Annotated in this window: 16 protein-coding genes; 14 read left to right on the top strand and 2 right to left on the bottom strand. The window is 37.6% G+C overall.

Annotation, left to right across the window (positions count from 1 at the left end):
• Positions 1 to 10 precede the first annotated feature (10 nt).
• The 14 genes from pilQ (at position 11) to R2H34_RS15030 (ending at position 20,705) form a co-directional block, all read left to right on the top strand.
• Positions 11 to 2,194 carry a type IV pilus secretin PilQ gene (gene pilQ / locus R2H34_RS15095; RefSeq protein WP_412176804.1) on the top strand — a complete coding sequence of 728 codons (2,184 nt, stop codon included), beginning with the start codon at positions 11 to 13 and terminating at the stop codon, positions 2,192 to 2,194.
• 19 nt (positions 2,195 to 2,213) lie between these two features.
• Positions 2,214 to 2,774, top strand: coding sequence for a shikimate kinase AroK (gene aroK, locus R2H34_RS15090; RefSeq protein ID WP_004909618.1), 561 nt, complete (start codon positions 2,214 to 2,216; stop codon positions 2,772 to 2,774).
• A gap of 20 nt (positions 2,775 to 2,794) precedes the next feature.
• Positions 2,795 to 3,877 carry a 3-dehydroquinate synthase gene (gene aroB, locus R2H34_RS15085; RefSeq protein ID WP_004964593.1) on the top strand — a complete coding sequence of 361 codons (1,083 nt, stop codon included), beginning with the start codon at positions 2,795 to 2,797 and terminating at the stop codon, positions 3,875 to 3,877.
• Positions 3,878 to 3,893: 16 nt separating this feature from the next.
• Entirely contained in the window at positions 3,894 to 4,772 is an 879-nt protein-coding gene (locus tag R2H34_RS15080) for a hypothetical protein (protein WP_318342340.1), read from the top strand.
• Between the two features lie 462 nt (positions 4,773 to 5,234).
• Positions 5,235 to 9,713, top strand: coding sequence for a glutamate synthase large subunit (gltB, locus tag R2H34_RS15075; RefSeq protein WP_171493200.1), 4,479 nt, complete (start codon positions 5,235 to 5,237; stop codon positions 9,711 to 9,713).
• 71 nt (positions 9,714 to 9,784) lie between these two features.
• Positions 9,785 to 11,206 (top strand): FAD-dependent oxidoreductase, encoded by a 1,422-nt coding sequence (locus R2H34_RS15070; RefSeq protein WP_004909607.1) that lies wholly within the window; start codon positions 9,785 to 9,787, stop codon positions 11,204 to 11,206.
• Positions 11,207 to 11,576: 370 nt separating this feature from the next.
• On the top strand, positions 11,577 to 12,167 hold the full coding sequence (locus tag R2H34_RS15065) for a LemA family protein (RefSeq protein ID WP_087539628.1): 591 nt from the start codon (positions 11,577 to 11,579) through the stop codon (positions 12,165 to 12,167).
• A gap of 33 nt (positions 12,168 to 12,200) precedes the next feature.
• Positions 12,201 to 13,247: a TPM domain-containing protein gene (locus R2H34_RS15060; protein WP_318342339.1), complete on the top strand. Its 1,047-nt coding sequence runs from the start codon at positions 12,201 to 12,203 to the stop codon at positions 13,245 to 13,247.
• Positions 13,241 to 13,801 carry a TPM domain-containing protein gene (locus R2H34_RS15055; protein ID WP_318342338.1) on the top strand — a complete coding sequence of 187 codons (561 nt, stop codon included), beginning with the start codon at positions 13,241 to 13,243 and terminating at the stop codon, positions 13,799 to 13,801. Before R2H34_RS15060 ends, R2H34_RS15055 begins: the two co-directional genes overlap by 7 nt.
• Before the next feature lie 405 nt (positions 13,802 to 14,206).
• On the top strand, positions 14,207 to 14,647 hold the full coding sequence (locus tag R2H34_RS15050; protein WP_412176808.1) for a pilin: 441 nt from the start codon (positions 14,207 to 14,209) through the stop codon (positions 14,645 to 14,647).
• A gap of 113 nt (positions 14,648 to 14,760) precedes the next feature.
• Positions 14,761 to 16,665, top strand: a complete 1,905-nt coding sequence (locus tag R2H34_RS15045; protein ID WP_318342336.1) for a tetratricopeptide repeat protein — start codon at positions 14,761 to 14,763, stop codon at positions 16,663 to 16,665.
• Between the two features lie 16 nt (positions 16,666 to 16,681).
• A complete protein-coding gene (locus R2H34_RS15040) occupies positions 16,682 to 17,536 on the top strand; it encodes a glycosyltransferase family 2 protein (protein WP_318342566.1) in 855 nt (284 codons plus the stop codon).
• An 8-nt stretch (positions 17,537 to 17,544) separates the two neighbouring features.
• Entirely contained in the window at positions 17,545 to 19,251 is a 1,707-nt protein-coding gene (locus tag R2H34_RS15035) for an ABC transporter ATP-binding protein (RefSeq protein ID WP_318342335.1), read from the top strand.
• Between the two features lie 137 nt (positions 19,252 to 19,388).
• Positions 19,389 to 20,705, top strand: a complete 1,317-nt coding sequence (locus R2H34_RS15030; RefSeq protein WP_318342334.1) for a glycosyltransferase family 1 protein — start codon at positions 19,389 to 19,391, stop codon at positions 20,703 to 20,705.
• A gap of 46 nt (positions 20,706 to 20,751) precedes the next feature.
• On the opposite strand, the gene R2H34_RS15025 is transcribed toward R2H34_RS15030, so the two are convergent.
• The gene (locus R2H34_RS15025) at positions 20,752 to 21,633 is read right to left on the bottom strand and encodes an FkbM family methyltransferase (RefSeq protein WP_318342333.1); all 882 of its coding nucleotides are present in this window, start codon (positions 21,631 to 21,633) and stop codon (positions 20,752 to 20,754) included.
• Positions 21,630 to 22,720 (bottom strand): IS4-like element ISAba33 family transposase gene (locus R2H34_RS15020; RefSeq protein WP_108565324.1). Its coding sequence is split into 2 segments (ribosomal slippage): positions 21,630 to 22,180 and positions 22,180 to 22,720, totalling 1,092 coding nucleotides; the frame shifts between segments, so codons are not numbered across the junction. The genes R2H34_RS15025 and R2H34_RS15020 overlap by 4 nt, the downstream gene beginning before the upstream one ends.
• Between the last annotated feature and the right edge of the window lie 94 nt (positions 22,721 to 22,814).

The following is a 22,814-nucleotide window of genomic DNA, read 5'->3' as shown; positions in this document are numbered from 1 at the left end:
GGGAATAAAAATGAAAAAACAGATTAAAGATTCTTTATTTGGGGAAGCGAAGACCATGAATCATGCATTCCGTCAATTTTCTATGGCTGCGGTTGCAATTGCTATTTCGCAAGTAGCTTCGGCACAGGTGGGTATTACAAATATTGTGCCGATGAACTTGGGGGATCAGGGTACTGAAATCAGAGTCATGTTTAATGGTTTGCCTCCTCAACCACAGGCCTATCAACTTGAGCAGCCTGCTCGTTTAATTTTAGATTTTGATAAGGCTCAGCAGAACTTAAAGCAAACGTCTATTCCTGTTTCAACCAATGAGGCAAGTTCCGTCAATGTGGCTGCAGATGATCAGCGTGCACGTTTGATTGTAAATTTAAAAGACTCGGGTGCTTTCACAACCCGTGTTGAAGGTAATACTTTTGTTTTAAAAATAAATTCTGCAAAACCAACATTAATCAGTAATCCTACGGTTGCTACTCGACAAGTTCAACAAGGTGTTTCCAATATTGGTTTTCAAAGAGGAAATCAAGGTGAGGGGTTAGTTGTTATTGATTTATTGGGGGGGAATACACCAGTAGATGTACAACAACAGGGGAGTAAAATTGTTGTTCGCACTCTTGGAAATAAAATCCCAACTCACTTGGCACGTCGTTTAAATACTAATGATTTTGCGACCCCAGTAGCAAGTATTGATGCTTATAACGACAAAGGAAATGGGGTTATTACTATTCAATCTGCAGGTAGCTATGAGTACATGGCTTATCAGGCAGAGAACAAACTTACAATTAGTTTAAAAAGACCAGAAGATAAGTCACCGAATAAAGCTAAGCCACAAAGCTATACTGGAAATAAAATTTCATTAGATTTCCAAGATATCGAGGTTCGCCGTGTTTTGCAATTATTAGCAGACTTTACCGGAATCAATATGGTTGCTGCTGATACTGTACAAGGAAATATTACACTACGTCTTAAAGACGTTCCTTGGGATCAGGCTCTTGATATCGTTTTAAAAACAAAAAATTTGGATAAACGTCGTAATGGAAATGTAATTTGGATTGCACCAGTTACGGAGTTGATCAAAGCGGAAGAGGATGAGGCGAAAGCAATTGCTCAAAGTGTGAAGCTTTCACCTTTGCAAACAGAGTATATTCAATTGAGTTATGCGAAAGCGGCAGATATTGAGAAACTGATCACACAAGGTAAAAATGGCTCAGGTAATGGTAATCGTAATCAGGGAGCTAATGATCTTTTAGGGGATAGTGTAGGTAGTTTATTGAGCCCCCGAGGAACAGTTTCAATTGACCCTCGCACTAATACATTGATTATAAATGATACATCTCAAAAGATTGATCAGATTCGTAAAATGATCGATTTGCTTGATGTGTCTGTTAAGCAGGTTATGATTGAAGCACGTATTGTGCGTGCGAGTACAGACTTTACCAAAGAGATGGGTGTGAAGTGGGGGATATTGTCTCAAGGTATAGCATCTAATAATGATTTGCTTGTTGGTGGTAGTGATACAACTTTATGGAATTTACGAGAACCTACAGCTGATAGTGAAACTGGTGGTTGGAAATATGATATTGAGCGTCCAGATAATCTGAATGTGAATTTAGGTGCTGTGACACCTGGAGCAAGTCGTATTGCTTTTGGTTTAATTAGTCTTTCAGATTTTATGTTGGACCTAGAGTTGTCGGCTGTTCAGGCTGATGGTTATGGTGAAGTAATCTCAACTCCGAAAGTTCTAACCGCAGATAAGCAAGCTGCAAAAATTGAATCAGGGACTCAAATTCCTTATTCATCTTCTACGGGTGGTGGAGCTAATGCTGTTCCAAAAACTGAATTTATTGATGCGACCTTAAGTTTGGATGTTACACCAAGTATTACCCCTGAGGGTAAGGTGATGATGAAATTAAACATCACCAAAGACTCACCAGGAACACCAACACCTACAGGTCAGTTGACGATTAATAAAAACACAATTGATACGAATGTTGTGGTTGATAATGGTGAAACTGTTGTTCTTGGTGGAATCTTCGAGCAAGAAAATATTAATTCTCAGACCAAAGTTCCATTCTTGGGTGATTTACCTTATGTTGGGAAATTATTCCGCAGAGAGTCTAAACAAGACAATAAACGCGAGTTGCTTATTTTTGTTACGCCGAGAATTGTTAATGACACTTTGACAAGAAATCATTAATATATTTTCAATAGTCGCAATGAATATAGGTGGCGCGTTGCCAAGCAAAGCGTTTGAATCCCTACCAAATATTTATTTGGTAGGGCCAATGGGGGCAGGTAAAACAACAGTTGGTCGGCATTTAGCAGAATTGTTAGGTCGTGATTTTATTGATAGTGATCATGAAATCGAACGTAAAACAGGCGCTACCATTCCATGGATATTTGAAAAAGAAGGTGAAGTGGGATTTCGTTTACGCGAGACAAATGTATTAAATGACTTAACTTCTCGTTCATCATTAGTTCTAGCAACAGGTGGTGGTGCAGTTACTCAAGCAGAAAATCGTCAATTCCTTCATCAGCGAGGAATAGTTGTTTATCTTTATACGCCTGTAGAACTTCAACTACAGCGTACCTATCGTGATAAAAATCGTCCATTACTTCAAGTTGAAAATCCTGAAAAAAAACTTAGAGAATTGCTAGAGGCAAGAGATCCACTCTATCGCGAAGTTGCTCATTATATTATTGAAACAAATCAAGGTGCAGCAAGAGATTTAGCTCAAAGAATTCTTCAGTTAATTTTATCTAAACAAGTCAAGTAATTTATTTAGTGGTTAATGCTATGCAGACGTTACATGTAGAGTTGGGGGATCGTCGGTATCCGATTTTTATTGGTAATCATTTAGATCCCAAGAGATTACTTGAACCTTATCTGCACGGACGACAAGTGATGTTGGTATCTAACACAACTGTCGCACCTTTATACGCGGAGCATTATGTTAAAGCTTTAGAGCAATTAGATAAACAAGTTGCAACTTGTATCTTACCTGATGGTGAGCAGTATAAAGATATTGAGCATTTGAATCTGATTTTTAATGCTTTATTAGAAGCGGGTTTTAATCGAGATTGTACAGTGCTTGCCTTAGGTGGTGGTGTTGTAGGTGATATGGCTGGTTTTGCATCCGCTTGTTTTCAACGTGGTGTAAATTTCATTCAGGTTCCTACAACTTTATTGTCGCAAGTGGACTCGAGTGTTGGGGGTAAAACAGGAATTAATCATCCACTGGGTAAAAATATGCTGGGTGCTTTTCAGCAACCACAAGTGGTGCTGGCTGATATGGTGCAGTTAGACACTTTGCCTGATCGAGAGTTGTCGGCTGGATTGGCAGAAGTGATTAAATATGCCTTACTTGGTGATCTTGATTTTTTAACTTGGCTCGAAGAGAACATGGATGGGTTGGTTGCTCGAGATGCAAACCTGTTAGCTGAAGCAGTTTATCGCTCTTGTGCTCATAAGGCTAGAATTGTTGCAAATGATGAGAAAGAGCAAGGTGAGCGAGCTTTGTTGAATTTAGGACATACATTTGGGCATGCAATAGAGTCTTATTTAGGTTACGGTGTTTGGTTGCATGGAGAAGCTGTTGCTACGGGTATGGTGATGGCTGCTGATTTGTCTGAACGTTTGGGTTGGATCTCAAGGGGAGATCTTGAGCGTACAAAAAAAATCATTCAACGTGCTCGTTTACCGATATCATGTCCAAAAATTCCTCTTGAAGAATTCTTAGCTTATATGGCACATGATAAGAAAGTTTTGAATGGTCAATTGCGTTTGGTTTTGTTGAAACAACTTGGACAAGCAGTGATCACTAAGGATTTTGATGTTGAGCTGATGAAACAAGCAATTCTTGCAAACCAAAGCGCGTAATTAAAATTAGGGTAATATGGCTGTGTCACGATCAATTTGGCAAAATATTCAACAGTATAGCTGGCTTTTTTTCTCTATCGCTTGTTTGGTGGCTGCACTGATATTTTGGGCTGTAACGGATCGTGATGCACTTGTTGAGGTGGATCACCCTTCTAAAAATGAAGCACAGGTTGAAATTAAGTCCGAAAAAGTAACAGCGACTACGAATTTAGGTGCATTAACGAATGAGGTCAAACCACTAGATCTGACAACTCGTGTTGTTGTGTCGAATGAACATGCACCTGAATTCCGTGGAACAAAATTTATCAGTGAAAATCAACGTCAATGGGTTGTTGAAATTTTTCGTAGTTCGGATGAGGCAATTGTTAAAAACTTTTTGTTGAGTCGTGCAGATCGGAATAAATTTAGTTATTTTCGTTTGAGTGGTGATCAACAAGTTGAACAATATGTATTGGCATATGGTCTTTTCCCAAACGCTGAAGAAGCTAAAAGTCAATTTTCCCAACTTAATTTAGTTTTACCAAAGTCAATACATCCGACCATTCAGCAATTATCTGCTTATATATCTTATGTAAATGATTTAGGCTCAGATGAGTTAAAGTCAGCCTCGAATCAGTTATTTGAAGTGCGATTGAAGCCAGCAGCATTACCTAAAATAGACGAAACTTTATTGATGAGTGGGCAGCAGGCGAAAGGTTCATCAAATACCGTTACAACTCAGAGTGTAAATACATCGACAACTGTGACTACAACTGTGACTCAGCGCGATGCACAAGGTAATGTAGTTAATGTTAGACAAAGTCAGTCTAATCCACAAAATAACAGCTCAACTCCTGAAGAAATAAGAGAAAATTCAGATTCTTCCAGAAGAGAAGTAACGGATCCGTTTAATTAATATTGCATTAAAATGGTGCAAAATAGTTCAAAATTGTTGCATTAAGCTTTTTTTTGGTGCAATTTTGTTCTAAAAGGAAACGTCGCATATCTTTATAATTTTTAGTTATTTTAACTTTTTTAATGATTTAGTAAATTTATAATTTTATGGCATATTTTTTGCATCGTTGTGGTGCTAATTTATCTGCTCATTGCTCTTTTTAGTGCTAAATGATTCATTATTTTGGTGAAATGTAAAGTTTTTGTGCTTTACAAAGAAGTGTGAAGGTGTAATAACTAAAAACACTTTGTATGGTGAAATGCGATGAATCTCCTAGCAGAACAGCGTATATTGCAAATCCGCCAGAAAAAATGTTTTCGCGAAGCATTGAACTTTATATGAGTTGATCGGCAATATCGCAGAAAATGAATTGATTGTTTGTTGCTCGAAAGAGCCATGTTGAAAGAAGGGTACGCTATGCACATGCCATCGCCTAATACTGTAGCTCCCGCTCAAGGTTTATATCAACCTGATGAGTTTAAGGATAACTGTGGTTTTGGTTTGATTGCCCATATGAAGGGTGATTCAAGTCATCATCTTGTGGAAACCGCAATTCACAGTTTAAGTTGCATGACGCACCGTGGTGGTATTGCCGCAGATGGTAAGACGGGAGATGGGTGCGGATTGCTATTGGCTATGCCGAAACAGTTCTTTCGTGACGAAGCTCAGAAGTTAGGTACTAATCTTACTGAGATTTTTGCTGCGGGTACTGTATTTTTAAATATTGACCCTGCTTTAGCTCAAAATGCCAAAAATATTCTGAACAAAGAAATTACAGCTGAAGGTCTTACCGTTGCAGCATGGCGTGTTGTGCCGACAAATAATGATGCTCTAGGTGAAATTGCGTTGCAATCACTTCCAGCATTTGAACAAATTCTAGTGAACTGCCCTATGGGTGTCACTGAAGTTGAGTTTAATCGTAAACTCTTTTTAGCGCGTCGTCGTGCTGAACAACAATTACAAAATGATCCTTTATTTTATGTGACTACTTTAGCCACAACAGTGATTAGCTATAAAGGCTTGATGATGCCTGCTGCTATTGCTGACTTCTATACTGATTTGGCAGATGAGCGTCTAAAATCACATATCGTTGTATTCCATCAACGCTTCTCAACCAATACATTACCGCGTTGGCCTTTGGCTCAGCCTTTCCGTTATCTTGCACACAATGGTGAAATTAACACCATCACTGCAAACCGTAACTGGGCTTTGGCACGTACTCCAAAATTTGAAAACCCATTACTTCCAGGCTTAACTGAATTAAATCCAATTGTTAACCGTACTGGCTCGGATTCTTCAAGCTTAGATAATATGCTTGAAATCTTAGTTGGTGGTGGTATGGATTTATTCCGTGCACTACGTATGTTAGTTCCACCAGCTTGGCAAAACGTTGAAACCTTAGATGCTGACTTACGTGCTTTCTATGAGTTCAACTCTAAGCATATGGAAGCTTGGGATGGTCCAGCAGGTTTGGTTATTCAAGATGGTCGCCATGCAATATGTATGCTTGACCGTAATGGTTTGCGTCCAGCACGTTGGGTGATCACTAAAAATGATTACATCACACTTGCATCTGAGATCGGTGTATGGGGTTATGAACCAGAAGATGTGGTATCTAAAGGCCGTGTAGGTCCTGGTCAAATCCTTGTTGTAGATACACTGACAGGTAAAGTTCTTGATACTAAAGATGTTAGTAACCATCTTAAAAACATGCGTCCATATCGTGAATGGTTGCGTGATCACGCAATCCGTTTGCAAGCGAACCCACAACTTGAAGAACAATTAGTTGATCAAGGTTTAACTGGCGATGCATTAAAAGCCGCTCAAAAAATGTTTATGGTGACATTTGAAGAGCGTGATCAGTTGTTACGTCCTATCGCAGAAAGTGGTCAAGAAGCGGTTGGTTCGATGGGTGATGATACGCCAATGGCAGTATTGTCTCGTCAGGTACGTCATGTGTCTGATTATTTCCGTCAACAGTTTGCTCAAGTAACCAACCCACCAATCGATCCATTGCGTGAATCGATTGTGATGTCATTGGAAACTTGCTTAGGTCGTGAACAAAACGTATTTGAACAAGGTCCAGAGCACGCTGACCGCATCATTATCTCAAGCCCTGTATTGTCAAACTCAAAAATGCGGCAGCTTCGTGATGTGGAAAAAGAGCGCGAAGGTTATGGCGTTGTTGATATCGATTTGAACTATGCTGAAGCTGAAGGCTTACAAGCAGCAATTGCTCGTATTTGTGAAGAAGCTGCTCAAGCCGTTCGTGATGGGAAAACACTGATCGTATTAACAGATAAGAACCTCCGTGAAGGCTTCTTACCTGCGAATTCAGCATTGGCAACAGGTGCCGTACATCATCACTTAATTAAAACTGGTTTGCGTACAGATGCAAACATTTTAGTTGAGACAGGTTTTGCGCGTGATCCACACCAATTTGCAGTATTGCTCGGCTTTGGTGCTACAGCGGTTTACCCTTACTTGGCTTATGATGTAATCAATGACCTAGTTGCTAAAGGCGAGTTATTGGGTGATCCAATCCACGCACAAGCAAACTTCCGTAAAGGTATTGAGAAAGGCTTGTTGAAAGTTCTTTCTAAAATGGGTATTTCGACAGTTGCTTCTTATCGCGGTGGTCAATTATTCGAAGCGGTAGGTTTATCTTCTGAAGTTGTTGATAAGTGTTTCCTTGGTGTACCAAGTCGTATTCAAGGTGCAACATTTGCAGATTTAGAAAACGATCAGAAAAAATTGGCAACAACTGCTTGGCAGAACCGTAAGCCGATTGATCAAGGTGGTTTACTTAAATTTGTATTTGGTAAAGAGTACCATGCTTTCAACCCAGACGTGATTAACTCACTTCACAAGGCTGTTCGCTCAGGTCAATATCAAGACTTTAAAGAATATGCAGAGTTGGTGAATAACCGTCCTGTAGCTACGATTCGTGACTTATTCAAATTAAAAACCACAAATTCAATTGCGCTTGATCAAGTTGAAAGCATTGAAGATATCCTTCCGCGTTTCGACTCTGCTGGTATGTCTTTGGGTGCATTATCTCCAGAAGCACACGAAGCAATTGCAATTGCAATGAATACAATTGGTGGTCGTTCGAACTCTGGTGAGGGCGGTGAAGACCCAGCGCGTTACGGCACGATTCGTAACTCGAAAATCAAACAGATTGCATCAGGTCGTTTTGGTGTAACACCAGCGTACTTAACTTCTGCTGAAGTTTTGCAGATTAAAGTAGCACAAGGTGCAAAACCAGGTGAGGGTGGTCAGTTACCAGGTGGTAAAGTGAATGGCTTAATTGCACGTTTACGTTACTCGGTGCCCGGTGTGACTTTGATTTCACCACCGCCACACCACGATATTTACTCAATTGAAGATTTGTCTCAGTTGATCTTTGACTTGAAGCAAGTAAACCCTCAAGCAATGGTATCGGTAAAACTGGTATCTGAGCCAGGTGTTGGAACCATTGCTGCAGGTGTTGCAAAAGCTTATGCTGACTTCATTACCATTTCTGGTTATGACGGTGGTACAGCGGCATCTCCACTTTCATCAATTCACCATGCAGGTTCGCCTTGGGAATTAGGTTTAAGTGAAGCGCATCAAGCACTTCGTGTAAATGATTTGCGTGGTAAGGTGCGTGTTCAAACTGATGGTGGTTTAAAAACAGGTCTGGATGTAATCAAAGCAGCAATTTTAGGTGCTGAAAGCTTTGGTTTCGGTTCTACACCAATGATCGCATTAGGTTGTAAATATCTTCGTATTTGCCACTTGAATAACTGTGCAACTGGTGTTGCAACTCAGCAAGATCATTTACGTCAAGAACACTATATTGGCGAACCAGAAATGTTGATTAACTTCTTCAAGTTTATTGCAGAAGAAACACGTGAATGGTTAGCTGCTCTAGGTGTTGCATCACTTAAAGATTTGATTGGTCGAGTTGATTTGCTTGAGGTTTTACCAGGTGAAACTGAAAAGCATGCTCATCTTGATCTCAGCGCTTTATTGACTTCACATCCATCTGCTGAAGGTAAAGCTCAGTATTGCCAAGTTCAAGGTAATGCGCCATTTGATAAAGGTGTATTGGCTGAGAAAATGGTTGCTGAAATGCTACCAGCGATTGAAGCAGGTACAGGCGGTTCATTTAATTTCACTGTTGGTAACTGTGATCGTTCAATTGGCGCACGTATTTCAGGTGAGATCGCACGTCGCTACGGCAACTTAGGGATGGAAAACAGCCCAGTGGTGATGAATCTTGTTGGTACAGCGGGTCAGTCACTTGGTGTTTGGAATGCTGGTGGTCTGCATATCAAACTTGAAGGTGATGCAAACGATTACGTGGGTAAAGGTATGGCGGGTGGTCGTGTATCGATCTTCCCACCAAAAGGTTCGCCATTCCAAACGCAAAATACCGCGATTATTGGTAACACTTGTTTGTATGGTGCGACTGGCGGTAAGTTATTTGCTGCGGGTACTGCGGGTGAGCGTTTCGCTGTTCGTAACTCAGGTGCTTTTGCAGTCATTGAAGGTGCTGGCGATCACTGCTGTGAATATATGACAGGTGGTGTGGTAACTGTCTTAGGTAAAGTTGGTCATAACTTTGGTGCAGGTATGACAGGCGGTTTCGCTTATGTACTTGACCTTGATAATGATTTTGTAGACTACTACAACCATGAGCTGATTGACCTCAATCGTATCTCTACCGAGTCGATGGAAGATCACAAAGAAAATCTACTGCGTATCCTTGATGAACATATCAAGGAAACAGGTAGTGCTTGGGCATATAAAATCCGTAATGAGTTCGACTTCTATAGTCGTAAGTTCTGGCTTGTAAAACCAAAAGCTGCTAATTTGCAAACGCTTTTGAAAACAACCCAAGCTGATCCACAATAATTCCACGACTGCAAAGACATAGGCAGGTGCAGAGATGAGAGACATCGCTGCGCCTACCCACGGAGAGAGACATGGCAGAACGCCTCAATAATGACTTTCAATTTCTGGATGTACCACGTCAAGATCCAGAGAAAAAAGATATTACTGTCCGCAAAGCAGAGTTTGTGGAAATTTATAAACCTTTTACAGCGGAAGTGGCTGCAAACCAGACTCACCGTTGTTTAGGGTGTGGTAACCCGTATTGTGAATGGAAATGTCCTGTACATAACTACATTCCAAACTGGTTAAAGCTGATTGCAGAAGGTCAAATTTTCCAAGCGGCTGAGCTTTGCCATCAAACCAATACCTTGCCAGAAGTATGTGGTCGTGTTTGTCCGCAAGACCGTTTGTGTGAAGGTGCATGTACTTTAAATGATGGTTTTGGTGCGGTCACGATTGGTAATGCAGAAAAATATATCAATGATACAGCGTTCGCTTTAGGCTGGCGTCCAGATATGTCTGGCGTTAAATGGACCAATAAAAAAGTTGCCATCATTGGTGCGGGTCCAGCAGGTTTAGGCTGTGCTGATATTCTTGCCCGTGGCGGTGTGAAACCAGTTGTATTTGATAAACGCCCTGAAATTGGTGGTTTACTTACATTTGGTATTCCAGAATTTAAAATGGAAAAAGATGTAATGAAACGTCGTCGTGAAATCTTCACGGGGATGGGTATCGAATTCCGCTTAAATACTGAAATTGGTGTTGATGTCACGATTGAACAACTCCTTGCTGAATACGATGCCGTATTTATGGGGATGGGAACCTATACCTACATGAAAGGTGGTTTCCCTGGTGAAGATCTTGATGGTGTTTACGATGCCCTAGATTTCCTGATTGCGAATGTAAACCGTTGCCAAGGCTGGGAAAAAGACCCAAGTGAATACATCAGTGTAGATGGCAAAAAGGTGATTGTTCTGGGTGGTGGTGACACTGCAATGGACTGTAACCGTACTTCATTACGCCAAGGTGCACATGATGTGACCTGTGCTTACCGTCGTGACGAAAGCAACATGCCAGGTTCTGCGCGCGAAGTGAAGAATGCCTATGAAGAGGGTGTGAAATTCCTGTTCAACCGTCAGCCAATTGAGATTGTCGGCGAAAATGGCAAGGTAACAGGCGTAAAAGTCGTGACTACACAGATGGGTGAGCCTGATAGTCGTGGCCGTCGTAGCCCTGAGCCAATTCCTGGTTCTGAAGAGGTTTTACCAGCTGATGCAGTATTGCTTGCTTTCGGTTTCCGTCCAAGTCCAGCGGACTGGTTTGGTTCTGCGAATGTGAGCTTAGATGGTTCAGGTCGTGTCGTTGCGGCAGAACAACAAGAATTTAAATTCCAAACATCTAATCCAAAAATCTTCGCTGGTGGAGATATGGTGCGTGGTTCTGACCTGGTTGTGACTGCAATTTGGGAAGGTCGCCAAGCAGCAGAAGGTATTTTAGATTATTTAGGTGTCTAATTCATCTTTATAGTTTGATTGCGATGAAGCCTGCTCAAGCAGGCTTTATTTTTTTCATCTTATCTTTTAGGTCGTTTTAGCAAATCTTGTAAGCTTTCTGCCCTGTCGCTGATCATTTTTCAGCATGATACTTGAAGACCAATCAGGAAATTGTGCAGGCAATAAAGATGGCTGTTGTAAATGCAAATTCAGAGAAAATTATTTAAATCTTCCCAAGGCATTGGGGGTTACAGTACAACGGTTACAGTTCTCAGATGATTCTATGCAATGATATAAAGATTTCAACAAATAAATGTTACACAGCGAACAAAAAATCACATTACAATGAATTATGGCAAAAATATAAAGAAAAACCTGAGGATAAATTTTTATGAAAGTGATCAAACAAACTGCGCTCGCAACTGTATTGGCAAGCACCTTATTGTTCACAGGCTGTGGCTATAACACCTTGCAGGTGAAAGAGGAAGCCGTGAATGCTTCTTGGTCTGAAGTACAAAACCAGTATCAACGCCGTGCTGACCTTGTGCCTAATCTTGTCAATGTAGTGAAAGGCTATGCTAAACATGAAGAACAAGTCCTCACAGAGGTGACGCAAGCTCGTTCGAATGTTGCGGGTTTAAAAGTAGATAAAGAAGTGTTGGAAGACCCAGCGCTATTCGAAAAATATCAACAAGCACAAAGTCAATTGACTGGCGCATTATCTCGTTTGATTGCTGTTTCTGAAAATTATCCAGATTTAAAAGCCAATGAACAATTCCGTGATTTACAAGCACAATTGGAAGGTACAGAAAATCGAATCGCGGTGGCACGTAACCGCTATATTACGACCGTGCAAGATTACAACTCATATGTGCGTCAGTTCCCACAAGCAATGACAGCAAAAGTGATTGGGATGAAAACCAAGGAAAACTTTAAGGCAGACTCATCTGCACAACAGGCGCCAACAGTTTCATTTAATTAATCGTTGAAATTGTTTTCGGCTTAGGAGGGGCGTATGTTGATCAAATTAAAGCAAAAATTAAAATATGTTTTAACCATCATTTTTGCAATACTTTGTTTTCAACATACAACCTGGGCTGAGACCGCCACTGCGACAGATCAGGGCGATCTGGTGATTGCTGATAAAATTATTCAGCAACAGCAGCAACAAAATAAGCCATCAACAACCACAGCACAACCTCCCGTACTAGCTACAGTTGCCAATGATATGGCTGAGGGTGAATCCATACGTGGTTTACCGACTTTAAATCAGCCCATCATAGATCAAGCCAATATCTTAAATGCAACGGATAAACAGCAACTTGAACAGAAAATTTTAAATCTCTATCAACAAGGTAAAGCTCAGATTGGTGTCATTATTGTACCCACCACTGGACAGGAAGCGATTTTTGATTTTGCTTTAAGGACAGGTGAAAAATGGCAATTAGGTTCTGCTAAACGTGATAATGGTTTGTTGATGGCAATTGCGGTGAATGATCGCAAAATTCAGATTCTAACAGGCTATGGTCTGGAAGGTGTTTTACCTGATGTGGTGCTCAGCCGCATTATTCGCAACAAGATCACACCTTATTTTAAACAAGGACAATATGCACAGGGAATTTCAGCTGGACTGGATGAAATTAGCCGTATTGTAAACCTTGACCCTGAAATTGCCCAACAGGCTGCCCAAGAATTAAAAGACCGTCATGAACAAGCTTTACGTGAGCAGCAAGCGAAAGATAATACGCTAACTATGGGGCTGTTTATCCTGATTGCTGGGATCGTGGGGTCCTTTATCGTGGGAAATCGTTTAAGTGCTTCCACTGCGGCTGTGGCAGCAACGGTTGCGGGACTGGTTAATGGTGCTGGTCTTGTGATGAGTCTATTACTTGGTGTGGGAATTTTCTTTCTATTGATTACTTCATTGGCACAGCTTATTTTTCAGGCCTTTTTGTCAGGTGGTGGACGAGGGGGCAGAGGGGGAGGCTTTGGCGGTGGCAGCGGCGGTGGTTATAGTGGTGGTGGCAGTTTTGGTGGGGGAGGAGCATCAGGCTCATGGTAACAAAAACAGATACAACACAGATTATTACCCAGCCTAAACTGGATGAGCATGTTCAACCAAGTTTAAAACGCTGGTTTAAACACTTCCTCTATATATCTTCTATGCATCGTTATTTCAATAAGCAAGATAGAATGCACATAGCCAACGCTGTGCAGCAGGCTGAAAAAGGTCATGTTGGTGAAATTCAGGTAGTAATCGAAGGGCATATTCCTTGTTCACAGGCCTATCACCAGAATACACGGCTACGGGCGCAGCAATTGTTTGCTGAATTAGGGGTATGGGATACTGAACTCAATAGTGGGGTTTTGCTTTATTTGAACCTTTGTGAGCGCAAAGTTGAGATTGTGATTGATCGTGGTCTTAAAAATGCAACACAAACTGAGACGTGGAATACAATTTGCCAAAATATCGTTGTTACCTTGGCTCAAAAAGAATATTTACGAGCTGTAACTGAAGGTGTGAATGAAATTGGACAAGTATTGAATCAATACTATGTCGAATCTGATCTGCATAATCAAAATGAACTGCCGAATGAACCCATTATATTGAAGTAGATATAAACTATTGATTTTATTTTTAAATTTTTTAAAAAATAATATTCTGTATTTTTAATTGTATAGAGAATATTCTCTTTATTCCGATAGACGGTTAGCAAAATTTCTATCTTTATAAATTCTTTTTTTTTGTGATTTGTTTCGCTCATTTTTACAACAATTAGAAAATAATCAAGGTTAAACCCCTACTACGTTAAAGATAAAAAGCGAAAGTTGACATTTTTTGTCATTTTTTTCTTTCATGTGTCAGGATTGGTTTATATGTGAGCAAATATAATATTCTTTAAGTCTCTGTTTTTTTGCGTTAAAATTGGCTAAGCTAAGGATTGGCATAAAATATGCTAAATACAAAGTAGCTCGAAAGGCTTATAAAAATTTATACATTGGAGAAATGTTATGAACACAATGCAAAAGGGTTTTACTCTTATCGAATTGATGATCGTTGTCGCGATCATTGGTATTTTGGCTGCGATTGCAATTCCTGCTTATCAAAACTACACCAAGCGTGCTCAAGTTTCTGAAGGTTTAAGTTTGGCTGGTGGTGCTAAAGCTGCAGTGTCTGAGTTTTACTCTTCTAACAATCGTTTACCTGCGTCAAATAGTAGTGTTGGTTTAGCTGCTGCAACAGCTATTACAGGTAATGCTGTAACTTCAGTTGGTGTTGGAACTACAGATGGTGCGGATGCAAATGGACAAATTATCGTAACTTATAATTCTAAAGTTGATGGTACTAATAATAAATTAGTACTAAGTCCAATCACTTCAACAGGCGGGGTAAAATGGACTTGTAAACCAGCAGCTACTAATGGTATTAGTACACAATTCGTTCCTACAAATTGTCGTTAATCTATAATTAGATTATTATAGACGCTCATCATTTGATGAGCGTTTTTATTGTTAAGATATAATTTATGTTGCTCAAGTACAAATCAATCCTTTTTTTATTTTTTATTTTACTTTTGACAATAACTAGTTATTGGACTGGATTAAAAGGCGATTTTTTATTTGATGACTATCCTAATTTACAAGACTTGGGTGCGTATGGCGTAATTGATAACTGGGATAAAGTAAAAGCCTTTATTTCGAATGGTTTTGCTGGGCCTACAGGCCGTCCAATCTCATTAGCTAGTTTTCTGATTGATGCTAATACATGGCCAGCCGATCCATATTCGTTTAAGTATACTAATTTGATGATTCATTTGCTTAATGGAGTCTTGCTTTGTTGGGCAGTATTACTTTTATTAAGAAACTATCAATATCAAGAACAAAAAACAGTTTGGATTGCATTAGTCAGTACAGCAATTTGGTTGTTACACCCTTATTTTGTTTCAACAACACTATATATTGTACAACGTATGGCTCAGCTTGCTACACTATTTAGTCTTGTGGGTATTATTGGCTATTTAAAAGCAAGACAAGCTTTAGCTACTCGCCCGATAACTGCTTACTTGGGTATGATGGTCGCTATAGGTGCAGGGACGATACTGGCAACATATAGTAAAGAAAATGGCGCACTATTGCCGCTTTTGATCTTGGTTATAGAGTTTTGTAACCCTAATCAAACTAATAAACCAATATGGCAATGGCGAGCAGTTTGTTTATGGTTGCCTTCAATTGCGGTCAGCTATCTGGTTTTTAAAAGCATAAATTTTTCTGATAATCCTTGGCCAAACCGCAACTTTAACCAAATCGAACGATTATTCAGTGAAGCACGCATCGTCACGGAATATCTATACAATTTATATATCCCACAAATTGAGTTAAGAGGATTATATCAAGATGGTTATAATATTTCTAAAGGACTATTACAGCCAATCAGTACGCTATGGTCAATATTATTTTTAGCGGCTCTATCACTGAGCGCTTTTATTGTACGTAAACGGTTTCCATTATTTAGCCTAGCAGTTTTGTTTTTCTTTGCTGCTCATCTGATGGAGTCCACTGTATTGGGGCTCGAACTCTATTTTGAACATCGAAATTATTTAGCTGCATTATTTTTATTTTTGCCTGTTGGCAGCGGGTTATATTTATTACAGGAAAAAATCAACCCTAAGTTGGTGGTATTGATTACACTGGTCATTTTTTCAATACTCAGCTTCTTTACTTATGAACGAGCCAAATTATGGGGCAACACTGCCGAGCTTGAGCTTTATTGGGCAAAAATCAGCCCTAATTCACCACGAGCACAAAATTCTATTGCAGGCATATTGATGAACCAAGGACGAGTGCAAGAAGCCAATCAATTTTTAGTGCAAGCGATGCAGCGTATGCCAGACAGTGCTTTACTCAATTTACAGCTCCTCCTACAAAAAGTTTATACACATACAGCAACTCAGCAAGATCTTATCGACACAGCACATAGATTAAAACAACAACCTTTCGATGCACAAGCAGTACAAGCCATACGAGTATTGACCGAGTACGTTAGCGACCATCAACTTGACCAATACGCCGATTTATCCTTAGAGCTGATCCGCACAATGGATGCCAATCCTACATATAGCCAATTTTCGGTATATAATCGTGTATCACCCTACCTAAAAGCCAAGCTGTATATTGTAAAAAAACAACCTGATGAGGCACTAGTACAGTACTTAACTGCCTTACCTCGTTATAATGACGTAGAAGCAGGTATGATGATGGTAGCAGAACTAGGCTCAGCAGGTTATACCAAACAAGCACTTCTATTGTTAGAAAAAGTTAAAGTGGTCTATCAACACCAAACTAAGCTACAGCGCACCAAGAGAGAGTATGACTTTGAAGTACAGCGTGTAGAAGAACTGTTAAAGCAACAGCTACAATCAGAGGAAGTAACTGCACCAAATACTCCTGCTGAGATTGTGCTAAAATCTCACTCGCTATAGATCAGCCAAGGATTGTATATTGAACATTAGCATCGTCCTCCCTGCCAAAAATGAATCTACTGCCATTGGGCAAACCATTGAATGCATTAAGCAACTCAGTATTGCCCATGAAATCATCGTGGTCAATGATGGTTCTACAGACCAAACCAAACAAGTCGCAGAAACTGCTGGTGCTAAAGTCGTTACTCATCCTTACTCAAAAGGCAATGGTGCAGCCATTAAAACAGGGGCACGTACTGCAACAGGTGACATCATTGTATTTATGGATGCAGATGGGCAGCATGATCCGCAAGATATCCCTCGCTTGATTGAGAAAATTGAACAAGGCTATGATTTGGTGGTAGGTGCTAGGCAAAAAGGTTCACAAGCCAGTATTGGCCGTGGTATTGCCAATGCACTCTATAACAACCTTGCAACATATATGACTGAACAAAAAGTAGAAGACCTCACCTCTGGTTTTCGTGCAGTTCGAGCAGACAAATTCCGTGAATTTTTATATTTACTGCCTAATGGTTTTTCTTATCCAACTACTAGCACCATGGCATTTTTCCGCGCAGGTTACTCAGTAACTTATGTTCCAATACATGCAGCAAAACGTATAGGTAAAAGTCATATTCAACCCCTGAAAGACGGTGTACGCTTCTTTTTAATTATTTTTAAAATTGCCACACTATTTTCACCGTTAAAAATGTTTTTACCCATTGCAGTTGTACTATTTATGATGGCAACCAGTTGGTATGGTTATACATTATATGAGTTTGGTCGGTTTACCAATATGAGTGCATTGCTTTACACGGGAAGTGTGATGATATTTTTGATGGGGCTAATTTCTGAGCAAGTGACTGCCCTCATGTATAAAGATAATAAGTAGGAATTACTGTGTTTAGTATATTAATACAGTTGTGGAAAATTTTGACACCGCTTGATAAAAGAAAACTATTGGTTGTTCTTATTCTTGTAGTTATTATGGCAGGTATTGAAGCAATTGGTGTTGTTTCAATTATGCCTTTTCTCGCCGTATTAGCGAATCCTACAGTTATAGAAAGTAATTTATTGCTTCAAAAAATTTCAAAAATTTTATTAGTGAGTGATACACGTCAATTTATTGTATATCTAGGTGTAATTTCACTTATCATTGTTATTTGTTCTACCGTTATTAAGATTATTACTCAATATGCATTATATAGATTTTCTAACCTACAGCGGCATTATTTTTCAACTCGACTTTTAGAAATTTACTTACAACAACCTTATGAATTTTTTATTGAAAAAAATAGCTCAAACTTGATAAAAAATATATTGTCAGAAGTGGATGAACTTGTTCGAGGGATTATTCAACCTATATTGTTTTTGATTGCTTATAGTGTTGTTATCCTGTGTGTGATTGCTATTTTAGTTTGTTATGATCCTATAATGGCAATTTCTACTGCATTTATATTAATGTTTTTTTATATTATTATTTTTTTAAGTGTGAAAAAAGTTCTTGATCGGATAGGCCAAAGTTTTGTTGAGGCAAATGAAATGCGCTATCAAGCTTGTTCGGAAGTATTGGGTGGTATTAAAGATATTATAATTAATCATGCAGAAAAACAATACATTGAGAAAGTGGATCATAGTTCAAGACTATATTCACTACACTTAGCAACGAAAGAAACTTTAGGTCAAGTTCCTCTACATATTGTGGAGACGATAGGGTATGGCTGTATTATTATTCTTGCTATCACATTAGTTGTCTCTGGTAAAGAAATCTCTCATATTTTACCTATATTAGGATTGTATGGAATAGCCGCTTATCGAATGTTACCAGCCGCACAAAATATATATAGAGCAGTTTCACAAATAAAATTTTCTCAAAAAGTTTTTAATGTGATAAAAAATGAGTTTTTATTAGAGCGTGAAAAAATAGACTTTAAGCCAGACTATAAACTTAAATTTGAAAAAATAATCCAATTAGAAAATATATGTTTTTCTTACTCAAGTCGTTCTGATCATTTGATTTTTGATGATTTTAATTTAAATATTCTAAAAAATCAAAGCATAGGAATTGTGGGTAAGAGTGGCAGTGGTAAAAGTACACTCATGGATATTATGTTGGGGTTATTGCACCCAAATAATGGAAAAATCCTAATTGATGGCGTTGAGTTAAATCAGAATAATATACAGGCTTGGTATCAAATTGTAGGATATGTACCGCAAAGCATTTATCTAGCGGACAAAAGTATTGCAGAAAACATCGCATTTGGTCTTGATGTCGAGCAAATCGATATGCAGGCAGTTAGACTTGCTGCACAACAGGCTCAGATTGATGAGTTTATTGTGAAGCAATTACCACATGCGTATCAAACAAAAGTTGGTGAGCGTGGGGTAATGTTATCTGGTGGTCAAAGGCAACGTATTGGAATCGCTCGTGCATTATACAAGAATCCGCAAATTTTATTTATGGATGAAGCAACCAGTGCATTAGATATTGAAACTGAACATGCAGTAAATGAAGCAATTCAAAATTTAAGTGGAAAAAAGACCATAGTCATTATTGCGCATAGAGAAAGTGCAGTAAATAATTGTGATAAAGTTATAAAGTTATAAAGTTATAAAGTTATAAAGTTATAAAGTTATAAAGTTATAAAGTTATAAAGTTATAAAGTTATAAAGTTATAAAGTTATAAAGTTATAAAGTTATAAAGTTATAAAGTTATAAAGTTATGTATTATTAGGAGGGGATGGTGTCAAAAAGAAATGTTTTATTGTTGAGTTATGAGTTAAATAAGAATGCTCAAAGAGGAATCTATCAGTTTTCAAAGGCTTTGGTAGACGGTATTAATGCTAATAATTATAATTTAGGCTTCTTCACCCAAGTTTACAGTGTGCAAAATGGATTGGATGAAATTAATAGATGTTTAATTGATCCAAGGAAGTATTTTTTAAATGAAAATAGTATGTCTAAGTTATTATTACATTATTTAAAAAACAAGGTCGTTCCTGAAGATTTCTCAATTACTCCTAATGATAATTTTAATTGTGATATATTAATTGATGTGCCTTTTTTAAAAAAAATAAATTTTTTTATTAATAAGCCTGTTTTTTATTATGAAAACAACATGGATCTTATATTTCCACACCCATTTTATGAGAAAAATATTGAGCTAGCTGAATGCTCTAATAATGATATTATTTTTACTACTTCACCACTGGCTATAAAGTCATCTAAACATAGGGTTGTTCAGACTGTGCATGATTTAATACCATTGGAGGAGAAAAATAAATTTTACAAGTATTTTCTTAAAAGATTATCTTCATGCAATGGTGCAGACAAGGTTCTAGCAGTATCAAATTATTCAAAAAACAAGTTTTTAGAAATTTTTCCAAAAATGGAAGATCGAACTCATGTTGTTTATCAACCACTTCCAGTTGATGAAAATATTATTTTATTAAGCTTGATTCCTGAAATACAGAATAAAGTCTTAGATAAGTATAAGCTTAAACCAAAGCAGTATATGTATTACGTTGGGGTAGTTGAGAAAAGAAAAAATATACATAATCTTATAAAAGCATATATTAATGCTACTAAATTTGATAAAAATATTCCATTAGTAATATCTGGTAGTTTGGACTCAGATTATGTTGATGAGTATAATATTCGAGAATATTTCTCAGATGTAAATAACTATAATTTATCAAAATTTAATATTTTGAAAACAGATTTTGTAACGGATCTTGAAAAGCTTTGTCTAATAAGAAATAGTCGTGCATTTTTATTTCCTAGTTTGAGTGAGGGGTTTGGTATACCTGTACTAGAAGCTCAATCATTAGGTGTTCCAGTACTCACTTCTAATAATACCTCATTACCTGAGGTTACATATAAATCTGCTTTAATGTTGGATAATCCATTAAATATTGAAGAGATTAAGACAAATATTGAAAATCTTTGGGCAGATGAAAAATTATGTTTATTTTTATCAAAGCTCGGTTTAGAAAACTCAAAACGTTTTACCAAGGACCAGTTTAGGAAATCTATAGGAGATTTTTTAATGGATTTATAGTTCAATAATCTCGGTGATTAAGATTATTAAACTATTTGTTAATATTTCATATGAAAAGTAAGTCAGTAAATTTTTCTTTACTTTGATAAAGTTTAAATAAATCATCTATTATACTTATGGAAAAATTATATTTAATTTTTGTTTCAATGTCATATATATGTTTGTAACTTGAATTTTTCAGTATTTCTTTGAATTCATTGTATGAATCAGTCATTAGAAAATGCTTTGGGTCGAATTCTAAAACTAGCTTTGGAGCATTATTTTCTATTATTTCTTTTGCACCCTTTAAAATAAAAGTTTCATATCCTTGTGTATCCATCCAAATTAATGTTTGGTCTGTTTCTAAGTCTTTTATATAAGTAGTTAAAGTCTCTGTGTAGACTTTTATTACTTCTCTATTTTCATCTTGGTTTACTGATCTTTTTACTCTATGATCTCCATAATTATCTATAGATAATCCAAAATCAATAGAATCTCCAGCCTTGTCTGATAATGCTAAATTATATGATTGAATTCTATCTTCTAATTTATTTAATAGAATATTAATGCTTAGTAGCCTATAGTTTAATGGTTCTGGTTCAATAGCAATGGCTTTATGAAAAAAATTTCTATTTATCGCAGGAATACAAATAGTTCCTATATTGGCGCCAATATCTATTAGTGTATGAAATTTGAATTCATGTTCTTTTAAAATATCCATTGTTTTTTCAAATTTGTCAAAATCAAAATGTCCTCTAATAAATACTGATCTACCTATATGTTTGTCTTTAGGAGAGTGTATAAACTGCTCAGTTCCTATTATGGAAATAGCTAGCTTATCTTGAGGCAATGTAGAAAAAAAAGCTGATCTGAAATATGTTCTCTTATTGAAAAAAGGTATCCAAAAGAAAGTTTTATATAAAAAACCTCTGTACACGACAAATTTCATAGGGCCCTTGTTCTATCAGGCTTTTTCTTTCTTAAAATTGCGAGCACTTTCTTAAATTCTTCTTTTTTTCCAAAACCAATCAAACGTAGAATAACCATTTGAACATAGTCCAAACCGTAGCGAAATAAACTTATTGAAAGTCGTCCATGCTTCTTTATTTTTATCGCTTTTTTTCGATCATGTTGCCATTCACCTGTTAAATAGCACCAACAGAAACCGATAGCTAGCACTGCTATCAATTTCTTAACTCGTCTAGGGTCTGTTAAACGAGTATTTTCAAGATTGAATCCACGTCCTTTGAGACAACTAAATAAGGTTTCGATTTCCCAGCGTAATGCATAATCACGAATAGCAGAAGCATTAAACATAGGAGAAACAACAAGTAAAAGTTCTCCATCTTCTAATCGTAGCGCACTAATATACAGTTTCACTCGACCAACCCAAATACGTCGTTTACGACATTCTGTTTGACCAACTTGAAGATGACGAAATAAATCACTAATTTTATGATTCTTGGCTAAGTGATTGGTCACAATAAAGTTTTTTTAACACGTATACAGAAGTGAATGTCATTTTCAATTAACCATGTAAACCATTTCTCACCGATAAATTCTCTGTCTGCGAACACATTCACAATACGATCTTTACCAAAAATGGAGATAAAGCGTTGAATCAAAGCAATACGCTCTTTTGTATCTGAATTGCCACGTTTATTGAGCAATGTCCAAACAATAGGTATCGCTATTCCACGATAGACGATGGCTAACATCAAGATATTGATATCTCGTTTTCCCCATTTCCAGTTGGTTCTATCCAAAGTTAATTGGACTTTATCGAATGAAAATATATTGAAAATTAACTGAGAAATTTGACGATAATCGAAATACTGATCTGCAAAGAAGCGTTGTATACGTCGATAAAATGATTGTGGTAAGCACTTGATGGGTAAGGCTTTAGATGCAGAAGAAAGATTACATGTCTGTTTTACAATTAATGCAAGCATAATCAGTGTAAAACATTTTGCATGTGACTTGTTCCACTTTAGATATTTGTTTAAGATGAGATGTAACTCATTGAAATGTGTCATCATATTCGTCGTCAGAAAACAAGTATTATGCCATTATTTCAATGAGTTATCTTTTTTTGTCGTGTACAAAGATAAAAAACCTAGAATCGATAAA

Origin of the sequence: Acinetobacter sp. 16, from assembly GCF_033439925.1 — a bacterium.
GTDB classification, from domain to species: Bacteria; Pseudomonadota; Gammaproteobacteria; order Pseudomonadales; family Moraxellaceae; genus Acinetobacter; species Acinetobacter junii.
This window is presented reverse-complemented; position numbering and strand designations above follow the sequence as displayed.

Coding starts and splice junctions, on each gene's coding strand:
- pilQ (WP_412176804.1), top strand. CDS start 11: ATGAAAAAACAGATTAAAGATTCTTTATTTGGGGAAGCGAAGACCATG.
- aroK (WP_004909618.1), top strand. CDS start 2,214: ATGAATATAGGTGGCGCGTTGCCAAGCAAAGCGTTTGAATCCCTACCA.
- aroB (WP_004964593.1), top strand. CDS start 2,795: ATGCAGACGTTACATGTAGAGTTGGGGGATCGTCGGTATCCGATTTTT.
- R2H34_RS15080 (WP_318342340.1), top strand. CDS start 3,894: ATGGCTGTGTCACGATCAATTTGGCAAAATATTCAACAGTATAGCTGG.
- gltB (WP_171493200.1), top strand. CDS start 5,235: ATGCCATCGCCTAATACTGTAGCTCCCGCTCAAGGTTTATATCAACCT.
- R2H34_RS15070 (WP_004909607.1), top strand. CDS start 9,785: ATGGCAGAACGCCTCAATAATGACTTTCAATTTCTGGATGTACCACGT.
- R2H34_RS15065 (WP_087539628.1), top strand. CDS start 11,577: ATGAAAGTGATCAAACAAACTGCGCTCGCAACTGTATTGGCAAGCACC.
- R2H34_RS15060 (WP_318342339.1), top strand. CDS start 12,201: ATGTTGATCAAATTAAAGCAAAAATTAAAATATGTTTTAACCATCATT.
- R2H34_RS15055 (WP_318342338.1), top strand. CDS start 13,241: ATGGTAACAAAAACAGATACAACACAGATTATTACCCAGCCTAAACTG.
- R2H34_RS15050 (WP_412176808.1), top strand. CDS start 14,207: ATGCAAAAGGGTTTTACTCTTATCGAATTGATGATCGTTGTCGCGATC.
- R2H34_RS15025 (WP_318342333.1), bottom strand. CDS start 21,633: ATGAAATTTGTCGTGTACAGAGGTTTTTTATATAAAACTTTCTTTTGG.